Here is a 21,214-nt window from a genome sequence, read left to right as displayed (position 1 = left end):
CTGGAGATTCCCAGCTCGTAGCCAGTCCCTCGGGCCACCCGTACCTGTGCTGGTGGTAGGAGCCGACGAGCATCGTCCCCGTTCCCTTCCTGGTGTACAAGGAAGGCGCGTACCTGCGCGGGACGAAGGCGGATCTCTCTCCCGGGGATCTGCTCGTCCCCGGGCACGCGAGCAACTGGGAGAACGGGCGCGTGTCCCGTCACGTCCATCTCTCCGAGACCCTCGACGCCGCCGTCCGGGAGGCCTGGCTCGCCGTCGGGACGGCCCCGGGCGTGTCTACGTCGTCGAGCCGACCTGGGCGCTCGAGGACGATCCCAACGTCACCGACAAGAAGCTGCCCGGCAACCGACCCGGTCGTACCGCACCGGCGAACCCGTGCGTGTCGTGGTGGCGTTGAAGGTTGGGTCGGGGTCGGGCACTCCCCCGAGCAGATCCAGGCCGGTGCGGGACGGGCTCGCCGAGCTTCGGCGGCGGTGGGACGCCACGATTCTGGACTGAACCCGGGGCGGTGGAGTGCTTCGGCACCGTCCCCCGCTCCTCTCGTTGGGCGCGGGAACAATCTCCCGCCTGCGCCCCCTCCGTCCCTGGTTGACTCCACGACCTCCCGTATCGGCGTGATCGGCGTAACCGACGTATGTGAGCGGAGTTGTCGTGGAGTTCTACGAGGCGGAGCGTGTGCGGCTGGGGGTGGGGCTGCGGGTCGGTGTGCGGATCGCCGGCGTGTGGCTGGTGTACGTGGCGGGGGCCGCGCTCGTGCCCGGGGTGTACGGCGTCGGCATTCTCGCGGGCCTGAGTGTTGGGGCGTTGGCCGCCCTAGTGCCGCTGGCCGTCGGGCTGCACGGCGTGGTCGTGTACGGGCGGCGGGTCGACGCCGTCGGGGCCGCCGAGGCCGACGACCGGAGGTGGGCGGCGTGACCGCGTTGCTCGACCCCTCCTCCCGGTCCCTCGTGTTCGCCGTGTTCTCCGTGTTCGTCGTCATCTGCCTGATGCTGTGCGTCATCACCGGCGCCGACGAGGACGACCGCGCGCTCGTGCGGTCGGACAGCCGGCGGCTGCGGTCCTGGCAGCAGGGCATCGCGATGGGCGGCGACACGACCACCGTCGCGACCGTCACCGTGCTGGTGGGCATGGTCGCCACGACGGGGTTCGACGGGCTCAGCGTCATGCTGGGCAGCATCGTCGGGGTGCTCCTCTTCCTCGTGCTCGTCGTCGAGCCGCTGCGGGCGCACGCCTCGCTGACCGCGCCGGACCTGCTGGACGCCCGTGGGAGCGGCGGATCCGGTGTGCGGGTGGCGTGGGGTGTGGTGACGTTGCTGGTCTGTTTCCCTTTGCTGGTCGTGCAGTTGGTGGTCGTCGGGAATGTGGCCGCTGCCGTGCTCGGGCAGCCCGGCGCGCGGACCGGGTGCATCGTCGTCATCGGGTGTGTGATGACGGCGCTGGCCGTCAGCGGCGGGATCCGGGGCACGGGGGTGGTGATGATCGTCAAGTCGGCGATCGCGCTGCCCGTGCTGATCGTCGCCGCCTTCCTGGTCCTGCACCGCTTCGGCGGGGACCTCGGGCGGCTGCTCGACGCGGCCGCCACCGGGTCGGGGGCGGGAGAGGCGTTTCTGCGGCCGGGCGGCTACACCGGTGACGGATGGGTCGGGGCGGTGAACCGGGTCGGGCAGATCTTCGGCATGACCATGGCCACGCTCGCCATGCCCGCCGTACTGATGCGGGCCATCGCGACGAAGAGCCCGCGCGGGGCGCGGACCGTCGGCCGGTGGATGCTCGGTGAGCTGGTCCTGCTGTACGGGGCTCTCGCCGTCGTCGGTGTGGGCGCGGCGGCGCTGGTCGGCGGGGTGCTGCGGGAGGCCGGGCCGTCGGCGCAGGTGTTCACGCCGCTGCTGCTGGGGCGGGCGCTGGACGACGGCGGCCTCCTGGTCGCGGCCCTCGCCTGCGTGCTGTTCCTCACCGCGCTGGCCGCCGTCGTGGACGTCACCCTGGCCGCCGGGATCACCCTCGGCCGGGACGTACTGGCCGCCGCCTCCGGTGACCGGCCGGCCGGGCGCCTCGACGGCACCGCGTCACGCTGGTCGGCCGCGCTGACCGGGCTGGCCGCCGCGGCCGTGGCCGTCGTGTGCGCCGACTGGAACCTGGTCGTCGTCTCCACGCTCTGGCTCGCCCTCTGCGGGGCCGCCCTCGCGCCGGTCCTGCTGTACGCCCTGTACTGGCCCGGCTTCACCGCGCGCGGCGCGCTGTGGTGCCTGTGGGGAGCGACGGCGGTGTGCGTGGTCGCGCTCGCGGTGTCGCCGTACGCGTCCGGCACGCCGACGTCGATCTGGCCGGGGCACGACTTCCGGCTGTGGGACGTGACGATTCCGGGGGTGGTGACGGTGCCGACCGGATTCCTCCTGGGGTGGCTGGGCAGCGTCACGGACCGCCGGCGCCGGGCGGGCGGGGCGGGACGGCCGTCCGGAGTCACTTATTCGCGTGCCGTCGGGCGATGAGTTCCGGGGGCTGCCACGGTCGTAACCAGTGCACGGACCGACAGCACAGGAGGACCCCATGTCCCGCAAGATCGTGGCCAGCGTGTTCATCTCGCTCGACGGCGTCGTCGAGGCGCCCGACCAGTGGCACTTCCCCTACTTCAACGACGAGATGGGCGCGGCCGTGGGCGCGGGTCTGAGCAACGCCGACACCATGCTCTTCGGCCGCGTGACGTACGACAGCTTCGCCGGCGCCTGGCCGGAACGCGAGACCGCAGGCGGGGAGGACGCGGGCTTCGCCAAGCAGCTCGGCGACATGCGGAAGATCGTGTTCTCCCGCAGCCCCCTCGACTTCCAGTGGCGCAACTCGGAGCAGGCGCAGGGCGACGTCGCCGAGGTGGCGGCCGCGCTGAAGCGGGAGCCGGGCGGTGACATCGGGCTGAGCGGCTCCATCTCGATCATCCGGCAGCTGCTCGCGGCCGGGCTGCTGGACGAGTTGCAGCTGCTGGTGCACCCGATCGCGGTGCGGAAGGGGATGCGGCTGTTCGACGAGGGGGAGTCGTCGATCCCGCTGAAGCTGCTGAAGTCGGAGACGTTCAGCACGGGGGTGCTGAACTTGGTGTACGGGCCGGACACGGCTCCACCGACGGGGGGTTACGAGGAGGCGGTGGCTTCGCTCGGGGAGTAAGGCGCCCTCGCAGCCAACCCTCCGCCCCGAACGCGCTGATGGTGTGCCGTCCGCCACTCCAGCGGACGGCACGCCTTCAAGTCGCTCATCGCTCCGACGCGAACCGTACGAACTGCCCCCAGCCTTCGCGACCGACGGCGAAGGCCGGGCGGGTCACGTCCTTGGAGTCCCGTACGTGGACGGCCTGTTCGGCGATTGCGACCTCCACGCAGCTGTCGCCCTGGGTGCCGCTGTAGCTGGACTTGAACCAGGCGAGTTCCGACATAATGCTGCTCATAGCTCTCCTCGCAGTCGCTCCAGCAGGTCCCGGGATTCCTGTGGGTTGAGGGCCTGCGAGCGCAGTGTGTCATAGCGTCGGCAGAGCAAGCTCACCTCTTTCGCGTCGGAGATCAATCGCCCGTTCTGCTGCCCCTCGGAGTATCCGAGCCGCCGCCCCTCCGAGGTCTCCACCAACTGGACGGGCCCGTCCAGGCACCCGTGGAACTCCAACTTCAACGTCACCACTTGAAGCGTCACGTTGCGCGGCGCAGTCAGCTCAAGTACATGGTCAAGCATGTTCGCCTGCACCTGCGCGCCGCCCAACCCGCGCCGGAACACCGACTCCTCCACGATGAAGCCGAACGGCACGGTCGGCCGCTCCCGCATCATGGCCTGCCGTTCCATTCGGGCCGTGACCTGCGCCTCCGTCTGCTCGTCGGTCAGCAGCGGGATGCTGTTGTCGAACACCGCCCGCGCATACGCCTCCGACTGCAACAACCCCGGCACCAACCGGCACTCATACGTACACAGACTCACCGCCTCCCGCTCCAGCCTCGCCCACCGCCGGAACCACGCCGCCAGCCCCGCCTCCCCCCGCGCCAGGTGCCGCGCGGCCTTCCGCAGCGCACCCGTGTTACCGAGCGCCTCCTCCGCCCGCTCCACGAATGCCTCGTCCGGCATCCGGCGCCCCAACTCCACCGACTCGACCGTGTGTTTCGAGTACTGGACCCTCGCACCGAGGTCCGCCCGACTCAGCCCCGCGTGCTCGCGCAGCGCCTGCACGACCGCCCCGAACGTCCGCAGGCTGTCCGACGGTTGCGGCTCCCGCTCCCACTCCCCCACCGGCCCCGCCGGAACCGCCCGCACACCGCCGGCGCTCCCGGTCGCCTCCCCCTCGACCCCGACCACGTCCATCCGCCGCCCCTTTCCTCGCCTCCGCGCCGCACCACGCCGACGTCTCTCACACCGCTCGGCTCCACCCCAAGCCTGACGGATCATCAGACGTACCGTCCACTCTTCGTGTCCGTACGCTGACTCAGCGTACGGGGTGCCACACTCGTCCCCGCCCCCGTCCGACCGCCACTCTGAGGTCACGGAGATCCGGGACGAGCCGTCCGTGTCCACCGCTCACCTGCGGAAACACCAGGCGGCACGCTCCCTCCGTGCACTCCCGCCCCTCACGGGCGGCGGCGGCCGGACCCGGCCGCGTCAGACGAGCTGGAAGGTGCAGTCATGCAGAACGGAACCAACCTCTACGCCCTCGACATCAGCGCGGCCTCGTTCGCGAAGGCGTGCGGCGGCCCCTGCACCGAGGGGTGCGTGACCCTCGCCCGGATCGGTGAGGACGCCTGGGCGCTGGGCGACAGCAAGCGGCCGGACGTAACGCCCCTGCGGTTCACCACGGAGGAACTGGACGCCGCCGGTATCGACCCGGCCCGCTTCGGCCTGGGCGCCTGACACCTCCCTCCCCTTCCCCCGCCCGCCGGCCGGACCGCGTTCCTCCCGCGCGTCCGGCCGGTACTCCTCGTCACGGAAACGGGAACAGCACGTGCACCACCACGCCTACCTCTGGACCGGCCCGAAGGCCCGCTTCGACGACGAGGCCCTGCGGCGGCTCCCGCACCCCGAACCGCCCCCGGCCGGCAGCAGGCCGGAACTGATCGAGCGCTACCGCCTGATCGCCGCGGAGTTCCGCACGGCGGACCTCCCGCCGCTGGAGACGGCGTACTGGCTCGTCAAGCCCCCCTCGCTGGTGCGGGGAACCTGGGAGGAGGCGAAGGAGGCGGCGGCCTGGCTGGGCGAGCGCCTGGCCGAGTACGCCCCGCGGTTCGCCGCGGAGCACGACCGGGACACGGCGCGCCTGGCCCGGCTGGTGGACGCCGCCGCCGAACGGCTGCACGCGGGCGGCGACGTGTCGTACGGCCACTACCTCGAACGCCCCGCCTACCTCGCCCTCGCCGTGGTCACCTGCTCCCCGAACCGCGCGGCCCCCGACTTGCCTTGCCCGTGCGCATAGACCGCTTTCACTGGATCAAGTCGGTGTGCGGGTGCTCGGGGGACTCCGGGCAGACGTAGAGCTGCATGTTGTCGGTGCTGCCCACTTCCACCCGCGTCGGCTGTGCGGGGTTCAGGCCGGCGAGGTGGCCGCGGGCGTAGGCGGCGTCCCGCTCCTCCTGCGGCGCCCAACCGTACGTTTCGCCGTCCCATTCGAAAGAGGCGATGGTCAGCAGCGGGACCATCCGGGCCTCGCAGACGGCGCAGTACCGGGGGATCGGGTCGGTACGGCCCCACGGCGGCCAGCCGCCGGCCTTCCAGCCGGGAGTGTCGGCCAGGTGGGCGTCGTAGTACTCCGCCGGGTACTCCTCGTACGATCCGTCCACCACCGCACGTGCCGCCTGCCATCGGCTCCAGTCCCCCACCACCTGCCTCAACTCCGGGCTCAGATCGAGGCTGCAGGGGTACTCGGTGATCGCTTCCGGGGCCAGCAGACACGGCTCCGGCACATAGCCGTCGTAGTTGGCCTCGTACGGTTCCGGTGGCGTGGCGAGGACGTCGGTGACCGAGGCGGCTGAGCGCCAGAACACCCTGGTCGCGGGCTTCCAGTCCGGCTTGTGGTCGTATGGGCACCACAGGATCTGGAGCAGATCGGCCTCTACGGGCGGACGCAGCAGGGGCACGTCGCGCAGATACAGCTGGGCCACGGGCAGCAGCGGGACCGGGCACTCCTCGGGCAACGGAGGGCCCGCGTCGAGCCGCTCCGCGAGCCTCGCGGCCTTCTGCTCCAGGGCCGCCACCTCCTCGGGCGTGAACAAGGGGCCGTAGGAGTCGTCATGCTGCTGAGCCCGCCGGTATCTGCCGAGCCGTATCGCTGCGGGTGACTCACGGAAGCCGCTGTCACCGTGCAGGTGCGCGTCCTCGCAGTGCGGCCAGGGTTCGTCGGCCGGCCACAGCAACGGTCCCCCGACGGAACTGTCCTTGACCGACGGCGATCCCGGGCGGGGGTGCAGCCGGACCGCGGGACGCGCCAGCGGGGCCAGTTCGGGAAACAGCTCGGTCACCTCGACCGGCCGCGGTGGAGTGGTACGTACGAGAACCATGCCGGTGATCCTGTCACCCGCCACCGACAGTCCCCCGCCTGCGCGGAGGCTCCGGGACATCGGGAACTCCGTTCCGGCTTCCCGCCTTCCTCATGGCCCGGCCGCCGGGCGCCTCCGGGTCCGAGTCCAGCCGGGAGCTGCAAGTGCCGGCGAGGCCGGGTCCGGTCGTCGCGGTCGGCGTCAGCCTTCGAGCAGGTGCGCGCTCGCGGGCCGGTCCGCCTTCCGCCATGTCTCCAGTGCCGCCCGGGCCGCGTAGTACCCGCACATTCCGTGCACCGAGGGACCCGGCGGGGTCGCCGAGGAGCACAGCCAGGTGCCGGGCAGGGGCGTCCGGTAGGGGTTCCAGCGCGGGACGGGGCGGGCCAGCGTCTGCCACAGGGTCATCGCGCCGGAGGCGATGTCGCCGCCGACGTAGTTGGGGTTGTACGCGCCCAACTCCGCCGCCGACACGACGCGTTCGGCGATCACCGTGTCGGTGAAGCCCGGCGCGTGGCGTTCGAGGGCCTCGCGGATCATCGGCAAGGGATCGCGGGGATCGCCGTGGGGCACGTGGGCGTAGGCCCAGACCGGTCGTCTGCCCCGGACGGCCCGTGCCGGGTCCGCGGCGGCCGGGTCGACCACGATGATGTACGGGTGCCGGGCCTCCAGGCCCCGGGCCGTCGCCGTCTCGGCTCGGGCCAGTTCCGGTGCCTTGCCGCGGGCTCCGCCCAGGTGGATCGTGGCAGCCTGGGACAGGCGGGGGTCGGCCCAGGGGATCGCGCCGTCGACGAGGAAGTCGGCCTTGGCCGCGCCCGGTCCGTACCGGTAGCGGGACAGCGCGCGGAGGTACCCCTGGGGCAGCGGGGCGATCCGGGCCAGTTCGCGGGGCGAGACGTCCAGGAGGGTGAGCCCGCGGGTGGGCAGGTCCCGCAGATCGTCCACCCGGACACCGGTGTGGATCCGGCCGCCGAGCCGTTCGATCTGTCGGGCCATGACGGCGGCGACGGCCTGGGAGCCGCCCTGGGGGACGGGCCAGCCGGTGGTGTGGGCGAGGTGCCCGAGCAGCAGGGCGACAGCGGCGGACGCCGGTGAGGGCAGTCGGCCGATGCCGTGGGCGGCCACACCGGTGAGGAGCGCCCGGGCCGCCTCCGTGCGCAGGCCTCCGCCGACGCGCAGGGCCTGGGCCGGCAGGCGGGTGGCCAGCAGGGCCAGGGCCTTCGGGTTCGGCGGCGTGCGTTGTGTGGAGAGCATCAGGTCCACCACGTCCGCGGAACGCTCCATCAACGGGAGCATCGGCCGCCGCCATCGCTGCCCGTCACGGCCGAGTCCGGCGCAGGTGGCGTCGAGGTCACGCCATGCCAGTGCGGCCGGTCGGCCCTGGAGGGGGTGCCCGCAGGCGGCGGGAGAGTGCAGCAGGGGGACGCCGTGCGCCTCCAGGTCGAGTGACCGCATGAACGGGGACGCCGGCGCCATGGGGTGGACGGCCGCGCAGATGTCGTGGAGGATTTCGGAGTCGAACAGCGCTTCCGTGCGCAGCCCTCCGCCGATGCGCTGGTGTGCCTCGAACACCTCGACCCGGAGCCCGGCACGGGCGAGGGTGAGCGCGGCGGCGAGACCGTTCGGTCCGGAACCGAACGACGACGGCGTCCGTCATGAGGGTCCTCTCAGTGGAAGGCCAGCCAGCCGATGCCCAGGGCGCACGTGACGCCGGCGGCGGCCATGGCGGCGGGCCGGTTGCGGTGCAGCGCGAACCAGAACAGCGCGGCGGTCACCAGCACGGCGCCCGTCCCTGTCGAGGCGCGCAACGGCCCGTCGCTGTAGCCGTATTCGTCGGCGTGCTGTGCCAGCCAGGCGAACCAGGTGATTCTCAAGACGCTTCCCGTGGACCTTTCGTGGTGGTGGTGTTGTTGTTCAGGTCCGGCCGTGCGGCGCGGTAGCCGCGAGGAGGGTTTCTCTGGCGAGACGGTCGGTGCGGTCCGCGGCGCCCAGGCGGTGCAGGACGATCCAGCGGCCGTCGTCGTGCGCGGCGGCCACGACGGACGCGCCGCGCGTGGCGCCGTTGTGCCACGTGATCGACGCACTCCGCTGCCAGCTGGGGGCGGGCGGGCCCAGTCGGCGTTCGACGAGCAGTCCGGTCACGACCTGGGACAGGGTCCGGCAGGTGGACCACAGGCCGCCGGCCGGCAGGATCGGCCCGGTCAGCGTCCACCGGGGACGGGGCCGCCCGAACAGGCCCCGTGGCACGAGACACCGGTCCCGCGGCGGCAGCGCGGTCACCGCACCCGCGTCCAGGCCCAGCGGCAACAGAACGTGCCGCTGGCCGTATGGGGCATGGCCGTATGGGGCAATGCCTCTTGCGGCAATGCCTCTTGCGGCAATGCCGTAGGGGGCAATGCCTCAGGAGGCGGTTGTCTCCTCGGAGAGGGCCTCGTAATGATGGAACGCCACCAGACTGGCCTCGAATCTGGATCCCACGTCCAGCTTGCGCACGACGCTCGTGACGTGCGCCCGGACGGTTCTTTCCGCGATTCCCAGCCGCCGGGCGAGCAGGCGGTTCGTCTCGCCTCTCGCCAGGCAGCGCAGAACTTCACGCTCCCGGGACGGGGGGGCGTGCCAGCGTCTCCCCGTCAACGGAAACGTCGAACGGCCGGGTCTCTACGACCGTGGTCAAGTGAAATCTCCCCCTGCGTACGTACCCCCGCTGAGCCGAATGCGGCGCAGCAGGGCAAAGCGGGCACGCCGGCAGCGGTGGTCAATCGCTGCACCGAGGCGTCGCCCGCATCATTTCCTTACTGGTCAGTTTAGTGTCGCGCGGTGGTTGGAAAGCCCTTCCGGTGACTTGAATCACAGTCAACTTCGTTAGGGCAACCACTCTTTGACACCTGTCGGAGTTCCTCACACAGCGCCGCGCGACTCCGGCGTACCGCGCACTCTCCCCCTTCGTACGCCTGCTCCGCGTACGGGGCGCGGCACTCGCGCCCGCCGGCACCGAGCCGCCAGTCTGACGCCATGAACCACGCAACACCTCGCATCGCAAGCCCCCTTCGCGCCTTCACGCAGTTGCTGTCGTCCACACGGCGCGGCGCCCGTCTGGCGCGGCTGCTCGCGGTGGCCGAACTGCGTTCCTGGGGCGTCTCGCGGGACCTCGTGGAGCGCGCCGAGCTGGTCGTCGCGGAGCTGGCCGCCAACGCCGTGCTGCACGGCCGCGTGCCGGGGCGCTGCTTCCGGCTCACGCTCGCCCTCGACCCTGCGGCCGGCCGCCTCCGAGTCGAGGTCAGCGACGCCCGCGGAGACCTCCGCCCCACGGACACCACGCCTGACCCCCTGTCCACCGGCGGACGCGGCCTGACCCTCGTCGCGGCCCTCGCCGACCACTGGGACTGCGTCCCTTATCCGCCCACCGGCAAGACGGTCCGGGCGGATCTGGTCGACGCGGTTGCTTGACCACCTCGACGGTCGGCCCTCAGCCGACCATCCCTCTGGGTCAGTACAGGTAGTCGACGTCGCCGGCCGGTGCCTTGGGGCTGCTCAGCTCGGTCCACCCAAGCGTCCACCAGAACAAGGGCCAGGTGAGAAACGCGGCCGGCGTCGAAGGGGAGGCGCCCGGACGCCGCGAAGGCCAGCACGGCGCCGAGGGAGAAGATGTCACTGGCCGGGGTGAGCCGCTCGCCGAGAATCTGCTCGGGAGCCATGAATCCGGGTGAGCCGATCACCACCCCGGTGGATGTCGGACCGCTGGTGGTCGAACCGTCCAGTGCCCGGACGATGCCGAAGTCGATCACCTTGGGTCCGTCGATGGTGACCATCACGTTCGACGGCTTCAGATCACGGTGTACGAGCCCGGCTCCATGGATGTCGCCCAGAGCCCGGCACAGACCGGAGGCCAGGCCGCGCACGGGGCGAGCCGTCCCGGGGGCAGCCGCCGAGGACCGGGCGGCCGGACAGGACGTAGTGCGAGTTGGCCAGCGCGATGAACAGGAGCATGAGCCCTCGGGCCAGGTCGGGGGCGAGGGCGCGAGCGGTGACGGCGGTCGGCTCTGTCGTTCGGGTCGGCATGGGTTCACTTCAGCGGCGCCCCCCGGGTGCGGGATCCGGCGGAAGTCGACGGCCGTGCGACTTCGTCCACATCCCGGCCGGCGGGACAGGACCAAGGAGGCAGCGTTGTCAGTGGGGGCTGCCACCATCTACGCATGGACGACAACGGGTTCGACTGGGGGACGTTCCTGCGCCGTTGGCAGGACGAGTGGGTGCCGAGCGAGGACGAGGCCATGGAGCTGGAGGAGGGGGAGATGTCCCTCTCCGATCTGGCGGCGCTCGGTGCTCCGCCGGCATCCGAGGCCGAGGTGGCCGACGCCGAGCGGCGCCTGGGGACCCGGCTGCCGCCGTCGTACCGGGGGTTCCTTCTGGCGAGCAACGGCTGGCGTCTACGCGACGATTCGATCTACCAGCTCGGGGCCGCGCACGAGATCGGCTGGTTCGGTGATCCGTTCGGCATGACGCCGATGTACCGGGAGAGCCTGGACGAGCGGTCGACCGAGCGGAAGGTGCTGCTCGCCGGGATGTGGGAGCGCGCGCTTCAGCTGGAGACCGACTCCGACATGTCCTACGCCCTGCTCGACCCGGGCGACACCGACGAGCACGGCGAGTGGGCGCTGTACGTGTACAAGGGGTGGAGCGGGGAGTACCCGGCCCGGTATCCGTCGTTCCGTGCCTACATGCAGCGCCGGTACGAGTCCTTCCACGCCGAACGGGCGCGGCTTCCGGAGTTCGTCAACGACACCTCCCGCGCCCGGGACGCCGACGTCGCCCGGGCGCGGGAGGAGGCCCTGAGCGGGAGGTGGGAGGCGGCACGGGAACTGCTCGAGGTCGCGTGGCGATACGGACGGCCGGGGGCCTGGGGCATGCTGCGGCAGCTCGACGTGCTGTCGCAGGGCATCAGCGGCGGGGGCGCTTTCTTCGGTGACCTCGTCGCCGATCCTCGCTGTGCGGACGAGTTGGTGCCCGTGATGGCCCTGGCCCGGGTGCGGGACAGCCGCCCCCACCTCGGTGGCCTCCAGTTCCCGCTGGGCGCCGAGACCGACGATGCCGTCCGAGCGGCCGCCGACGCGATACTCGACCGGGTGCGCGACGGCTCCTACCGTTACGCACCCGACGGTGACTTCGGGCAGGCCGTCGCCAAGGCGCGGGAAGCGGCGCGGTGGGGTGACACCGACGGTGCGTGGCGAGTCGTCCGGGCCGCGTTGCCCTCCTGGTCGCCGCCCGCACCCGGCTTGCTGGGGCCGCTCGGGCTGCTGGCCGATCCGGTGCTGGGGCCGGTGGTCACGCGGGAGCGGGGGCGGGAGCTGCTGGCGACGCCTCGGGGCGGACGGGCGGGCGTAGTGCCCGAGCCGGTGCCCGACCTGGATCCGCGGGGGCTGTCCTGGCTGGCGGAGGCCCCGCGGTGGAACTCCGCCCTGTACGGCTCCTACCGGTGTCTGTGGGTGGAGGGCGTGGAGCCGGAGGCGCTGCCCGGTCTGGTCGGGCAGGACGCGGGGGCCGGCCTGACCGCCCCGCCCGTCCGTCCCGCCGGGTGGTTCCCCCACGATGTCAGACGGCAGCGGGACGACTCCGCACCGTGGGAGGACCGGGCCGTGGTGGAGGTGGGGCGGACGGGCTCCGGGTGGGCGTTCGGGTTCGACCCGGCCGCAGGGGTTCGGGGACCTGGGCGCCTCTTCGTCTCCCCAGCCGCCGAGGCCTCCCGCGGCGGCGGTCGCGCCGTGGTGCTGTGGATACGCCGCGGTCGCGACGACCTCCCTGCGCTGTTCCACCTCTCCGTCGCCGAGCGGGGTGAGGAGCTGTACGCGTACACGCTGCGCGGCACGGACGTCGAATGTTCGGGGGCTGTGCCCGAGGCCCTCGGCCCGGCGCGGGTGCTCAGCGGTGCCGACGACACCGACCGCGAGCGGCGCCTGCTGGCGGCTCTGGAAGAGGAGTTCGGCCTCGCCCTCCCCCGGCACGCCCTGGCCGAGGGCATCCTGCCGGAGCTGACCACCCGGTCCTGGAACCGTGCGCCCCGGAAGGGCGAGGGCTTCTCCTACGCCACGATCAGCGTCGGGAGGCCGCGGCCGTGACCCCGGGCACCCGCCCGAGGCCGCGCACCGCCCTCATGCCGCCTCGTGGATCACCAGCTTGAACTCCGCCAGCACGATCTTGCGGGCCACGCTGTCGTCGTGGGTGGCCCGCACCGCGAGGGGGACCGACGGGTCGACGAAGATGCCCCAGCTCTTGGTCCAGCACTGCATGCCGGGGCTCGGCGGGCGGTGTTCCGTGGCCGTGGTGTCGTTGGGGTTGGGGGTGAGCCCGAGGGGGTCGCGGACGAACTGGTCGCGGAGTTCTCCGTAGTTGCCGGCCTCCCACTGGATCATCGCGTAGAGGGTGCCCCAGCCTGCCGCGCTCGGCCATATCAGGCCGGAGCGGGGATCGGTGTCCCAGTTGGTGATCACGTAGCCGTCGGGCTGGTTGACCTGGTGCATGGCGAAGTGGTCGCTGGACTCGGCGGATCCGAAGGGGAACCGGACGACCGTGTAGGGGCTGTTCGCCGGGACGGTCTGCGGGGTGTCCCGTTTGAGGGAGCAGACCTGGACTCCAGCGGGGGCCGTGGTGTGAGTGGACATGGTCCGGTTCTTCCCCGCGTGCCGGTCGGTGAGTCGGGCGCGGGCCGCTTCCGTGCGTGTTTCCTCCGGTGAACTTGCTTTTGCCATACAACCGTTCGACTTGGTCGGCTGTCTGATGTGACGACCGGACCGGTCGCTTGACAAGGAGATCGTCATTTTTGCGCTGCGCAAGACCCTGACCACCACCGCCGTCGCCGGCATGGTTCTCGCCGGCACCGCCGCCTGCGGCACCGTGGAGAACCTGTCCGCCGGGCAGAAGCTGGACAACGCCTTCGACAAGCTCGGTGAGGAGCGTTCCATCGCCTTCGAGCTGGACCTCGACACCGACGCCGCCTCGCTGAAGGCGCTGGACGCCGAGCAGTCGGAGCCCGGCGAGGAGATGCCCGACGAGGTCGCCGAGCTGGTCAGCGAGGCGACGATCAGCGTCTCCATGCACTCCAGGAAGCCGATCGAGAAGTCCGAGGAGAAGGACTTCACGGCCATGGCGGTGAAGGTCAGCGGCCCCGACGGAGCCCTCCTCGAGTACCGGCTGGTCGACGACTGGTTCTACGCCCGCCTCGACGCCGCGGCGCTCGGGAAGATGTCGGGCACTCCGATGCCTCCGGCCGAGGAATTGCCGGACGAGGCGGGCGCGTTCAAGAAGCTCCTCGAGGGCGGGTGGATCAAGCTCTCCAAGAAGGAGATGGAGGAGACCGGCAAGGGCATGACCGGGGCGCAGGGCCTCGGCGGCGAGGAGCCCTCCGCCGAGCCCAGCCTCGACGCCAAGACGCAGAAGAAGCTGACGGACGCGCTGAAGAAGGCCGTCGCCGAGAACGTCGACTTCACCACCTCCGGCGGTTCGGACGGCACCGAGCACATCAAGGCGACCGCGCCGTTCCGCACGCTGCTGACCGAGCTGTTCGGTGCGCTGAAGCCGCTCCAGCAGGAACTGCCGATCGGGGACGAGCTGCCCACCGCGAAGGACTTCGCGGACGCTCCGAACAAGAAGGTCGGCGCCGACTTCACGCTGAAGAACGGCGAGCTGACCGAGGTGTCCGTCGACCTCGCCGAGCTGGCGGAGTCGGCGAAGGTCAAGAAGTTCGCGCTGGTCCTGCGCGTGAGCGAGGGTGAGAAGCCCGAGGCGCCCGCCGGGGCGACCGAGGTGAACCTCGAGGAGCTGATGGGCGAGTTCTTCACCGGCGTCCTCGGCGCGGGAGCCGGGGAAGAGGGGTTCGGGGACGTCCCGTTCGAGGAGGGCGACCTCTAGAGCGACGTCTCGCCGTCGGTGAACCGGTCCTGGAGGGACGGCGGGGGCCGGGGCGTGGCGGGCGCGCGTGGCCGGGGGCCTCAGCCCGCGGCCACCGCCTCCCAGGGGACCGTACGGTCGCACCAGCGGGTCAGCAGGGTGCGGTCGTGGCCGACCGACAGCAGGCCCGCGCCCGTCGACGCGCGGTAGTCCTCCACGACCCGCACCAGAGCGGCCGTGGTCGACGCGTCGAGCATCGCCGTCATCTCGTCGCACACCAGCCACCGGGGTTTCAACGCCAAGGCCCGGGCCAGGCACGCTCGTTGCAACTGGCCGTCGCTCACCTCGTGCGGGCGGCGGCCGAGCAGGTCCGGGGTGAGGCCCACGGTGTCGGCCAGTTCGGCCACGCGGTCGGCGGCCGAGGCGCGCCGGCCCGTCGCCCGCAGGGGTTCCGCGATCAGGTCAGTGAGGCGCAGCCGGGGGTCGGCTGCCAGGCGCGGCTGCTGGAACACCACGCCGATGGTGGTCCGCTGCTCGCGGGGCGCCCGGTGGCGGAAGCCGCGGACGGGCATGCCGTCGAGGACGACCTCGCCTGCGTCCGGGCGGTGCAGCAGCGCGGCGACCCGGGCGAGGGTCGACTTTCCGCAGCCGCTCGGGCCGAGCAGGCCCACCGCCTCGCCCGGGGCGACGGTGAGGTGCGCGTCGCGGAACACGGGGGCGCGGCGGTCGTAGCCGGCGGTGACGGCGCGCAGCTCAAGCACGGGTGTCCTCCGGGGTACGGATCGCGTGGGAGGTGTCGGCCGGCACCGGGTGGTGGCAGGCGACGGTGTTCTCGAACGGCGGGAGGGCCGCGCACGCGTCCGTCGCCCGGTCGCAGCGAGGGGCGAACGCGCAGCCCGCGGGGAGGTTCCCCAGTTCCGGGGGCAGGCCCGGGACCGGTGTGAAGGACCGCTCGGGGAGCGCCTCCAGCAGGCCGCGGCTGTAGGGGTGGCGGGGGCCCGGGGAGCCGAAGAAGGCGTCTGCGTCGGCCAGTTCGACGATCCGGCCCGCGTACATGACCGCCACCCGGTCGGCGATGCGCTCGGCCGCCGCCAGGTCGTGGGTGATCATCAGCAGGGCGTGGCCGGCGTCCACGTGGCGGCGCAGTTCGTCGACCGTGCGGTCCACCAGGTCGCGGTCCAGGCCGGTCGTCGGCTCGTCCGCGAGCAGCAGCGGGGCGTCGCCGACCAGCGCGAGGGCGGTCGCGGCGCGCTGGGCCAGCCCGCCGGACAGTTCGTGCGGGTGCCGGTCGAGGTGGCCCAGGGGGAACTCGGCGCGCAGCGAGGCCTGTTCGGCGGCTTTCCGGCGGGCGGCACGGCCGCGGACGCCGGTGAGGCGGGCGACCGTCTCCTCGATGTGCGAGCGGATCGTCCGCACCGGGGTGAGGTGGGCCGCCGGGGACTGCGGGACCAGGCCGATACGGCGTCCGCGCACGGTGCGGGCGAGGGTGCGTTCGTCCGCCGTGAGCAGGTCGAGGTCGCCCAGGCGGGCGTGGCCGGCGGTGCGGGCGTTGGCCGGGAGCAGGCCGAGCAGGGCGGACGCCAGCACGGACTTGCCGCATCCGCTCTCCCCGATCAGCGCGAGACACTCCCCCGACGCCACGTCGAACGACGCGTCCGACACGGCGTCGACGCGGCGCCCTCCGGGGAGCAGGAAGCGGACGGACAGGTCGCGTACCGAGAGAAGCGGCACGAGGGTCACAGCATCAGCTCCGATCGGCGTCGCGGATTGATCCGTTCCCGCCACGCGCCCGCCAGGCCGGCGATCGCGAGGGTGGGGAGGATCAGGAACAGGCCCGGGAAGAGGGTGGGCCACCACTGGCCCGCGAGGAGGGAGCCTCGGGCGCCCTGGATGAGCGTGCCGAGGCTCGCGGTGTGGGTGGGCAGGCCCAGGCCCAGGAAGGACAGGGCCGACTCGTGCCACATGGCGTGGGGGACCATCAGCACGGCGGCGAGGCCCGCCTGCGGCAGCACGCCCGGGAGCAGGTGCCGTACGGTCACCCGCCACCGGCTCGCCCCGCCGGACACGGCCGCGTCCACGAACGGGCGGGACCGCAGGGACAGCACCTCCGCGCGGACGATGCGCGCCGTGGACAGCCAGTGGGTGAGGGCGACGGAGATCACCACCGGCCAGACGCCCGGACGGAACATGGCGACGATGAAGATGCCGAGCAGCAGGTGCGGCACGGACGACAGGGTGTCGACCAGGCGCATGACCAGACGGTCGGCCCGGCCGCCGAGGGCGCCCGCGGCGGCCCCCACCGCCGTGCCGATCACCGTGGCGGTCAGCGCGGCGACCACGCCCACCAGCAGCGACACCCGCAGCCCGTAGACGCACCGCAGCAGCAGATCGCGGCCCACGTCGTCGGTGCCGAACGGGTGCGCCCAGCCAGGTGGCTGGAGCTTGGCGGCCAGGTCGACGGCCTGCTGGTCGAGCTGGACCAACGGCGGGACGAGAAGCACGGCCAGGACGGTCACGGCGACCAGGGCGCACGAGACGCTCAGCCGCAGGACGTGTGTGGAGCGGCGGGCGGTGCCGTGCGCGCGCCAGACCGGCTTCGCGTCCGCCGTGTCGACGTCGGTCGTCACATCTCCTCCAGCTTCACCCTCGGGTCGATCAGCCCGTAGAGCAGGTCGGCGAGCAGGTTGCCGGCGAGGACGGCGGCGGTGGCGAGCGTGGTGAGCGCGGCGAGCAGCGGGAAGTCGACCGCCGTGGCCGCCTCCACCGTGGCGGACGCGATGCCGGGCCAGCTGAAGACGGTCTCCACCAGCAGCGCCCCGGTGATGAGCTCCGGCACCCGGGAGCCGATCAGCGTGAGCACCGGCAGCAGTCCGGAGCGCAGGGCGTGGCCGAGCAGTACGGTGCGTTCGCTCAGGCCGCGCGCCCTCGCCCCGCGTACGGGGTCCTCCGCGAGCGCGTCGCCGACGCCCTGACGGACGTAGAGCGTGAACCAGGGCAGTTGGGAGACGGCGAGGACGCCGGCCGGGAGGACCAGGTGCTCGACCAGGCCGCCGAAGGTGACCCGGTCGCTGCCGGTGTCGGTGAGTCCGCCCGCCGGGAGGACGTCCAGCTGGAGGGCGAACAGCCACACCGCGAGCAGCGCGATCCAGAAGACCGGGGCGGCCTCCAGGACGTACGCGGCGGAGGTGACGGCGCGGTCGACGAGGGAGCCGGGGCGGCGGGCGGCGAGCACGCCGAGGACCGTGCCGAGCAGCACGGCCGCGGCGAACGCGACGGCGCACAACAGCGTGGACCACAGCAGGCGTTCGCCGATGACCTCGGCCACCGGCTGGCGCATCACCGCCGACCGGCCGAGGTCGCCGCCGAGGGCGGAGGTAAGCCAGTCCCACCATCGGGCGGTGAACGGCCGGTCCACGCCGAGGTTCTCCCGCAGCCGGTCCAGGGTCTCCTGGTCGGCGCCCAGCGCGGCCGTGCCCGCGTACGCCCTCACCGGGTCGAACGGGGACGCGGCGGCGACGGCGAACACGCCGAACGTGACGACGAGGAGCACCGGCACGGCGTACAGCGCGCGGCGCGCCACGAGCCGGGTCACCGCCGGCCAGAGGGCGTGACTCATGCCGCGGGCTGCCAGTCCTCGACGTTCCACCAGGGTCCGGCGGCGAAGCCGTGCTCGTGGGGTTCGGTCTGGGTGGTGAGGCCCTTCCAGCGGTCGGCGAGCACGTACAGGTGGTCGATGTGGGTGAGGAAGGTGTAGCCGGGGTCCTTCACGAGGGCACGCTGGAGGGCGTCGTAGGCGGCCTTGCGGGTCGCGGGGTCCTGGCTGCGGCGGCCGGTCTCCAGGGCGCGGTCGACGGCCGGGTTGTCGTAGTGCGCCATGTTGTTGAAGCCGTCGCCGGCGAGGGAGGAGTGCAGCATGGTGTAGAGCCCGAAGTCGGGGTCGCCGGTGCTGCCGAAGCCGGCGAGGACGGCGTCCCGGTGCATGCGCGGCTCGATGACCTCCCAGGTGGCGCTCTCCACGCGGACGTCGATACCGGCCTTCTTGGCGTCGGAGGCGTAGGCGAGGGCGTGGTCCTGGCGGACCTTGTCGCCGGAGGGGTAGTAGAGCGTGAAGCGGGCCGGGCGGCCGTCCTTGACACGGATGCCGTCGTCGCCCTTCGTCCAGCCGGCGGCGTCGAGGATGTGGCCGGCCTCGGCGAGGTCGCGCGAGCGCTCGGTCTCCTTGGCGAACCACGGGTCGTCCACAGGCAGTGGCCCGTAGGCGGGGCGGCCCGCGCCGTCGAGGATCTTGTCGACCATGGCCTGCCGGTCGACGGCGAGGTCGAGGGCGCGGCGGATCGCGGTGTCGCCGGTGACGGGGTTGCCGCTGGGGAGGGTGACGACGCGGACGTCGTAGGAGGTGGCCCGGTACGTCTTCCTGTCGTCGTCACCCTTGAAGGTGGCGGCGAGGTTGGGCGGGAGGACCGCTCCGTCGAGGTCGCCGGAGCGGAGCCGGGTGGCGCGGACGTCGTCGTCGGCGACGATCGCCATGGTGAGTTTCTTCACCTTCGGGGTGCCGCCCCAGTAGTGAGGATTGGCCTTGAAGGTGAGCTTCTCGCCCTTGCGCCAGTCGACGAGGACGTACGGTCCGGTGCCGACCGGCTTGGTGTTGAAGGGGCCGGTGTTGGGGTCCTGCTTCCCGACGACGTGCTCGGGGACGATCGGCAGGACCGTGCGGGCGGCGAACGGCGCGTAGGGGTGGCGGAGGGTGAAGACGACCGTGTGGTCGCCCACCGCCCGGACGCTTTCGACGGCCGCGAGTTCGCTCTTGGCGGTGTTGTTGGTGTCGTCGTCGAGGACCGTGCGGTACGTGAAGACGACGTCCCGCGCGGTCAGCGGCTCGCCGTCACTGAACTTCACGCCGTCGCGCAGGGTGTACGTGTAGGTGCGTCCGCCGTCCGTGATGCGCGGAAGTGCCCTGGCCAACGCGGGTTCCAGGGTCATGTCGGCGGTGCGGGCGAGGAGGCCGTCGAACAGCTTGGAGTTGCCGTCCTTGCCGTAGCCGAGGAGCGGGCTGAGGGTGTCGGGCTCGGTGGAGACGCCGATCACCACGGACTCGCCGGCCACCGCGTCGTCCGTGCCGCCGGAGCCGGGCGCCGAGCAGGCGGAGACCGCCGCGGCCGTCGCCAGCACGGCGGCGGCGCCCCGTATGCGTCGTCGGGTCGTCATCGAACCTCACACACCCCTGTCATCGGAAGGCACTGTTGATGGAAAGTCGCTCTTGCATATTAGTTGCAAGAAGACCTTGCCCAGGACGGCGGCCCCCCAGTCACCCGGTTCACGGCCGGCCGCCGCGGGGCCCGAACGCGCAGGTGTGCGCCGGGGTGCGAGCCGCCGGACGCCCTCCCCGCGCCCCCGTCGCCGCTTGTCACCGGGCCGCGACGGGGACTACTGTCACCACGCCTTGGTGACGGGAAATCGGTGCGATACCGGTGCGGCCCTCGCCACTGTGATCGGGAAGTCCGGCTCCGGCCCTCACGGGCAGCCACTGGGTTCTTCGGGACCCGGGAAGGCGGAGCACGGGCGGTGGTACCCGTCAGCCAGGAGACCGGCCAAGGCGCGTCAACCATCCACGAGGTGCTGGAGAGGGTCTGCTGAGCCATGCACATTGCCGAGGGTTTCCTGCCTCCGGCGCACGCGGTCGCCTGGGGCGTCGCGTCGGCGCCGTTCGTCGTCCACGGAGCCCGGTCGCTCGTCCGTGACGTCAGAGAACATCCCGAGAGCACGTTGCTGCTGGGCGCGTCGGGAGCGTTCACGTTCGTCCTGTCCGCGCTGAAACTGCCCTCGGTGACCGGGAGTTGCTCCCACCCCACCGGCACGGGTCTCGGCGCGATCCTGTTCCGGCCGCCGGTCATGGCGGTGCTCGGGACCATCACCCTGCTGTTCCAGGCGCTGCTGCTCGCCCACGGCGGGCTCACCACGCTCGGCGCCAACGTCTTCTCCCTGGCGGTCGTCGGCCCCTGGGCCGGGTACGGCGCCTACCGGCTGCTGCGCCGGTACGACGTGCCGCTGATGGGCGCGGTGTTCTGCGGCGCGTTCCTCGCCGACCTGTCGACGTACTGCGTGACCAGCGTCCAGCTGGCGCTGGCGTTCCCCGACCCGGGCAGCGGATTCCTGGGCGCACTGGGCAAGTTCGGCTCCATCTTCGCCGTCACGCAGATCCCGCTCGCGGTCAGCGAGGGGCTGTTGACCGTGCTGGTGATGCGGCTGCTGGTGCAGTCCAGCAAGGGCGAGCTGACCCGGCTCGGGGTGCTGGTCACCTCGGCGGCCGGCGGCAAGCGGGCCGCTGAGGCCGAGTCGGCCGGGGCGGTGGCCCGATGAGCCGCAACGCGAAGATCAACACCCTGCTCCTGCTGCTCGTCGCCGCCCTCGCCGTGATCCCGCTGGCGTTCGGGCTCGGCGACCACAAGGAGGAGCCGTTCGCCGGGGCGGACGGCGAGGCGGAGACCGCGATCACCGAGATCGACCCGGACTACGAACCGTGGTTCTCCCCGCTGTACGAACCTCCGTCCGGGGAGATCGAGTCGGCGCTGTTCGCCGTCCAGGCCGCGCTCGGCGCGGGCGTGCTCGCGTACTACTTCGGGCTGCGGCGCGGGCGGCGGCAGGGCGAGGCGCGGGCCCGTGAGCGGGTCGGCGTGCGGGCCCCGGAAGGGGCGCGTGAGCAGGCCGCCGGCCTGCGGGCCCCGGACGGGGTGCATGAGCGGGACGGCCTGCCGGCCCCGGACACGGCACACGAGCGGGGCGACGTACCGGCCCCGGACACGGCACACAAGCGGGGCGGCGCTGAGGACACGGGCGACGCGGAGGTG

At 72.3% G+C, this 21,214-nt stretch carries 21 protein-coding genes, 4 pseudogenes and 1 riboswitch; of the genes and pseudogenes, 11 read left to right on the top strand and 14 right to left on the bottom strand.

Features of this window, described 5'->3' with window-relative positions:
- Window positions 1-71 precede the first annotated feature (71 nt).
- From arr to ACQY0Z_RS24025, 4 genes and pseudogenes are all read left to right on the top strand, one after another.
- Window positions 72-437 (top strand): annotated as a pseudogene (gene arr, locus ACQY0Z_RS24040) (NAD(+)--rifampin ADP-ribosyltransferase); the annotation flags it as partial.
- 199 nt (window positions 438-636) lie between these two features.
- Window positions 637-915 carry a hypothetical protein gene (locus ACQY0Z_RS24035; protein WP_158688200.1) on the top strand — a complete coding sequence of 93 codons (279 nt, stop codon included), beginning with the start codon at window positions 637-639 and terminating at the stop codon, window positions 913-915.
- Complete coding sequence (locus ACQY0Z_RS24030; protein WP_189899309.1) at window positions 912-2,489, top strand: sodium:solute symporter family transporter; 1,578 nt, start codon at window positions 912-914, stop codon at window positions 2,487-2,489. The genes ACQY0Z_RS24035 and ACQY0Z_RS24030 overlap by 4 nt, the downstream gene beginning before the upstream one ends.
- Before the next feature lie 58 nt (window positions 2,490-2,547).
- The gene (locus ACQY0Z_RS24025) at window positions 2,548-3,156 is read left to right on the top strand and encodes a dihydrofolate reductase family protein (protein ID WP_028961656.1); all 609 of its coding nucleotides are present in this window, start codon (window positions 2,548-2,550) and stop codon (window positions 3,154-3,156) included.
- 85 nt (window positions 3,157-3,241) lie between these two features.
- Here the strand turns inward: ACQY0Z_RS24025 and ACQY0Z_RS24020 are convergent, their stop codons facing one another.
- Both ACQY0Z_RS24020 and ACQY0Z_RS24015 read right to left on the bottom strand, forming a co-directional pair.
- The gene (locus ACQY0Z_RS24020) at window positions 3,242-3,433 is read right to left on the bottom strand and encodes a DUF397 domain-containing protein (RefSeq protein ID WP_439812789.1); all 192 of its coding nucleotides are present in this window, start codon (window positions 3,431-3,433) and stop codon (window positions 3,242-3,244) included.
- Complete coding sequence (locus ACQY0Z_RS24015) at window positions 3,430-4,329, bottom strand: helix-turn-helix domain-containing protein (protein ID WP_439812788.1); 900 nt, start codon at window positions 4,327-4,329, stop codon at window positions 3,430-3,432. The genes ACQY0Z_RS24020 and ACQY0Z_RS24015 overlap by 4 nt, the downstream gene beginning before the upstream one ends.
- A 318-nt stretch (window positions 4,330-4,647) precedes the next feature.
- Here ACQY0Z_RS24015 and ACQY0Z_RS24010 point away from each other — a divergent pair, with 318 nt between their 5' ends.
- Window positions 4,648-4,872, top strand: a complete 225-nt coding sequence (locus ACQY0Z_RS24010) for a DUF397 domain-containing protein (RefSeq protein ID WP_189902167.1) — start codon at window positions 4,648-4,650, stop codon at window positions 4,870-4,872.
- 91 nt (window positions 4,873-4,963) lie between these two features.
- Window positions 4,964-5,431: a hypothetical protein gene (locus ACQY0Z_RS24005; protein WP_189902169.1), complete on the top strand. Its 468-nt coding sequence runs from the start codon at window positions 4,964-4,966 to the stop codon at window positions 5,429-5,431.
- Window positions 5,432-5,438: 7 nt separating this feature from the next.
- On the opposite strand, the gene ACQY0Z_RS24000 is transcribed toward ACQY0Z_RS24005, so the two are convergent.
- The 5 genes and pseudogenes from ACQY0Z_RS24000 to ACQY0Z_RS23980 form a co-directional block, all read right to left on the bottom strand.
- The gene (locus ACQY0Z_RS24000; RefSeq protein WP_198427678.1) at window positions 5,439-6,512 is read right to left on the bottom strand and encodes a hypothetical protein; all 1,074 of its coding nucleotides are present in this window, start codon (window positions 6,510-6,512) and stop codon (window positions 5,439-5,441) included.
- A gap of 180 nt (window positions 6,513-6,692) precedes the next feature.
- A pseudogene (locus ACQY0Z_RS23995) lies at window positions 6,693-8,063 on the bottom strand (phytoene desaturase family protein); the annotation flags it as partial.
- Between the two features lie 92 nt (window positions 8,064-8,155).
- Window positions 8,156-8,362, bottom strand: a complete 207-nt coding sequence (locus tag ACQY0Z_RS23990; protein ID WP_189902171.1) for a hypothetical protein — start codon at window positions 8,360-8,362, stop codon at window positions 8,156-8,158.
- A gap of 40 nt (window positions 8,363-8,402) precedes the next feature.
- The gene (locus ACQY0Z_RS23985) at window positions 8,403-8,735 is read right to left on the bottom strand and encodes a hypothetical protein (protein ID WP_439812787.1); all 333 of its coding nucleotides are present in this window, start codon (window positions 8,733-8,735) and stop codon (window positions 8,403-8,405) included.
- Window positions 8,736-8,888: 153 nt separating this feature from the next.
- Entirely contained in the window at window positions 8,889-9,122 is a 234-nt protein-coding gene (locus ACQY0Z_RS23980) for a response regulator transcription factor (protein WP_439812786.1), read from the bottom strand.
- A 378-nt stretch (window positions 9,123-9,500) separates the two neighbouring features.
- On the opposite strand from ACQY0Z_RS23980, the gene ACQY0Z_RS23975 reads away from it, so the two are divergent.
- Window positions 9,501-9,935 carry an ATP-binding protein gene (locus ACQY0Z_RS23975; protein ID WP_381727367.1) on the top strand — a complete coding sequence of 145 codons (435 nt, stop codon included), beginning with the start codon at window positions 9,501-9,503 and terminating at the stop codon, window positions 9,933-9,935.
- Window positions 9,936-10,081: 146 nt separating this feature from the next.
- Here ACQY0Z_RS23975 and ACQY0Z_RS23970 read toward each other — a convergent pair.
- A pseudogene (locus ACQY0Z_RS23970) lies at window positions 10,082-10,432 on the bottom strand (protein kinase domain-containing protein); the annotation flags it as partial.
- A gap of 249 nt (window positions 10,433-10,681) precedes the next feature.
- Between ACQY0Z_RS23970 and ACQY0Z_RS23965 the strand changes: the two are divergent.
- Window positions 10,682-12,601 (top strand): SMI1/KNR4 family protein, encoded by a 1,920-nt coding sequence (locus ACQY0Z_RS23965; RefSeq protein ID WP_439812785.1) that lies wholly within the window; start codon window positions 10,682-10,684, stop codon window positions 12,599-12,601.
- A 33-nt stretch (window positions 12,602-12,634) separates the two neighbouring features.
- Here the strand turns inward: ACQY0Z_RS23965 and ACQY0Z_RS23960 are convergent, their stop codons facing one another.
- Window positions 12,635-13,144, bottom strand: coding sequence for a hypothetical protein (locus ACQY0Z_RS23960; protein WP_189902178.1), 510 nt, complete (start codon window positions 13,142-13,144; stop codon window positions 12,635-12,637).
- 199 nt (window positions 13,145-13,343) lie between these two features.
- On the opposite strand from ACQY0Z_RS23960, the gene ACQY0Z_RS23955 reads away from it, so the two are divergent.
- A complete protein-coding gene (locus tag ACQY0Z_RS23955) occupies window positions 13,344-14,390 on the top strand; it encodes a hypothetical protein (RefSeq protein ID WP_439812784.1) in 1,047 nt (348 codons plus the stop codon).
- An 80-nt stretch (window positions 14,391-14,470) separates the two neighbouring features.
- Here the strand turns inward: ACQY0Z_RS23955 and ACQY0Z_RS23950 are convergent, their stop codons facing one another.
- The 5 genes from ACQY0Z_RS23950 to ACQY0Z_RS23930 are packed head-to-tail and all read right to left on the bottom strand — an operon-like array spanning window position 14,471 to window position 19,574.
- Window positions 14,471-15,130: an ABC transporter ATP-binding protein gene (locus ACQY0Z_RS23950; RefSeq protein ID WP_189902180.1), complete on the bottom strand. Its 660-nt coding sequence runs from the start codon at window positions 15,128-15,130 to the stop codon at window positions 14,471-14,473.
- Window positions 15,123-16,109: an ABC transporter ATP-binding protein gene (locus ACQY0Z_RS23945; protein ID WP_439812783.1), complete on the bottom strand. Its 987-nt coding sequence runs from the start codon at window positions 16,107-16,109 to the stop codon at window positions 15,123-15,125. Before ACQY0Z_RS23945 ends, ACQY0Z_RS23950 begins: the two co-directional genes overlap by 8 nt.
- Window positions 16,106-16,996, bottom strand: coding sequence for an ABC transporter permease (locus tag ACQY0Z_RS23940; protein ID WP_439812782.1), 891 nt, complete (start codon window positions 16,994-16,996; stop codon window positions 16,106-16,108). Before ACQY0Z_RS23940 ends, ACQY0Z_RS23945 begins: the two co-directional genes overlap by 4 nt.
- Window positions 16,993-17,985, bottom strand: coding sequence for an ABC transporter permease (locus ACQY0Z_RS23935; protein WP_189902186.1), 993 nt, complete (start codon window positions 17,983-17,985; stop codon window positions 16,993-16,995). Before ACQY0Z_RS23935 ends, ACQY0Z_RS23940 begins: the two co-directional genes overlap by 4 nt.
- Window positions 17,982-19,574, bottom strand: coding sequence for an ABC transporter substrate-binding protein (locus ACQY0Z_RS23930; protein ID WP_189902188.1), 1,593 nt, complete (start codon window positions 19,572-19,574; stop codon window positions 17,982-17,984). Before ACQY0Z_RS23930 ends, ACQY0Z_RS23935 begins: the two co-directional genes overlap by 4 nt.
- Before the next feature lie 219 nt (window positions 19,575-19,793).
- A riboswitch (cobalamin riboswitch) is annotated at window positions 19,794-19,976 on the top strand.
- 30 nt (window positions 19,977-20,006) lie between these two features.
- On the opposite strand from ACQY0Z_RS23930, the gene ACQY0Z_RS23925 reads away from it, so the two are divergent.
- Both ACQY0Z_RS23925 and ACQY0Z_RS23920 read left to right on the top strand, forming a co-directional pair.
- Window positions 20,007-20,726, top strand: coding sequence for an energy-coupling factor ABC transporter permease (locus ACQY0Z_RS23925; protein WP_189902190.1), 720 nt, complete (start codon window positions 20,007-20,009; stop codon window positions 20,724-20,726).
- Window positions 20,723-21,076 (top strand): annotated as a pseudogene (locus ACQY0Z_RS23920) (energy-coupling factor ABC transporter substrate-binding protein); the annotation flags it as partial. The gene ACQY0Z_RS23925 and the pseudogene ACQY0Z_RS23920, both read left to right, overlap by 4 nt.
- Window positions 21,077-21,214: the final 138 nt, after the last annotated feature.

The sequence above is a fragment of the Streptomyces sp. P9-2 genome, from assembly GCF_051903975.1.
Classification (GTDB): Bacteria; Actinomycetota; Actinomycetes; order Streptomycetales; family Streptomycetaceae; genus Streptomyces; species Streptomyces cellulosae.
Note: the sequence above shows the minus strand (reverse complement) of the source record. Positions and strands in the feature narration are given on the sequence as shown.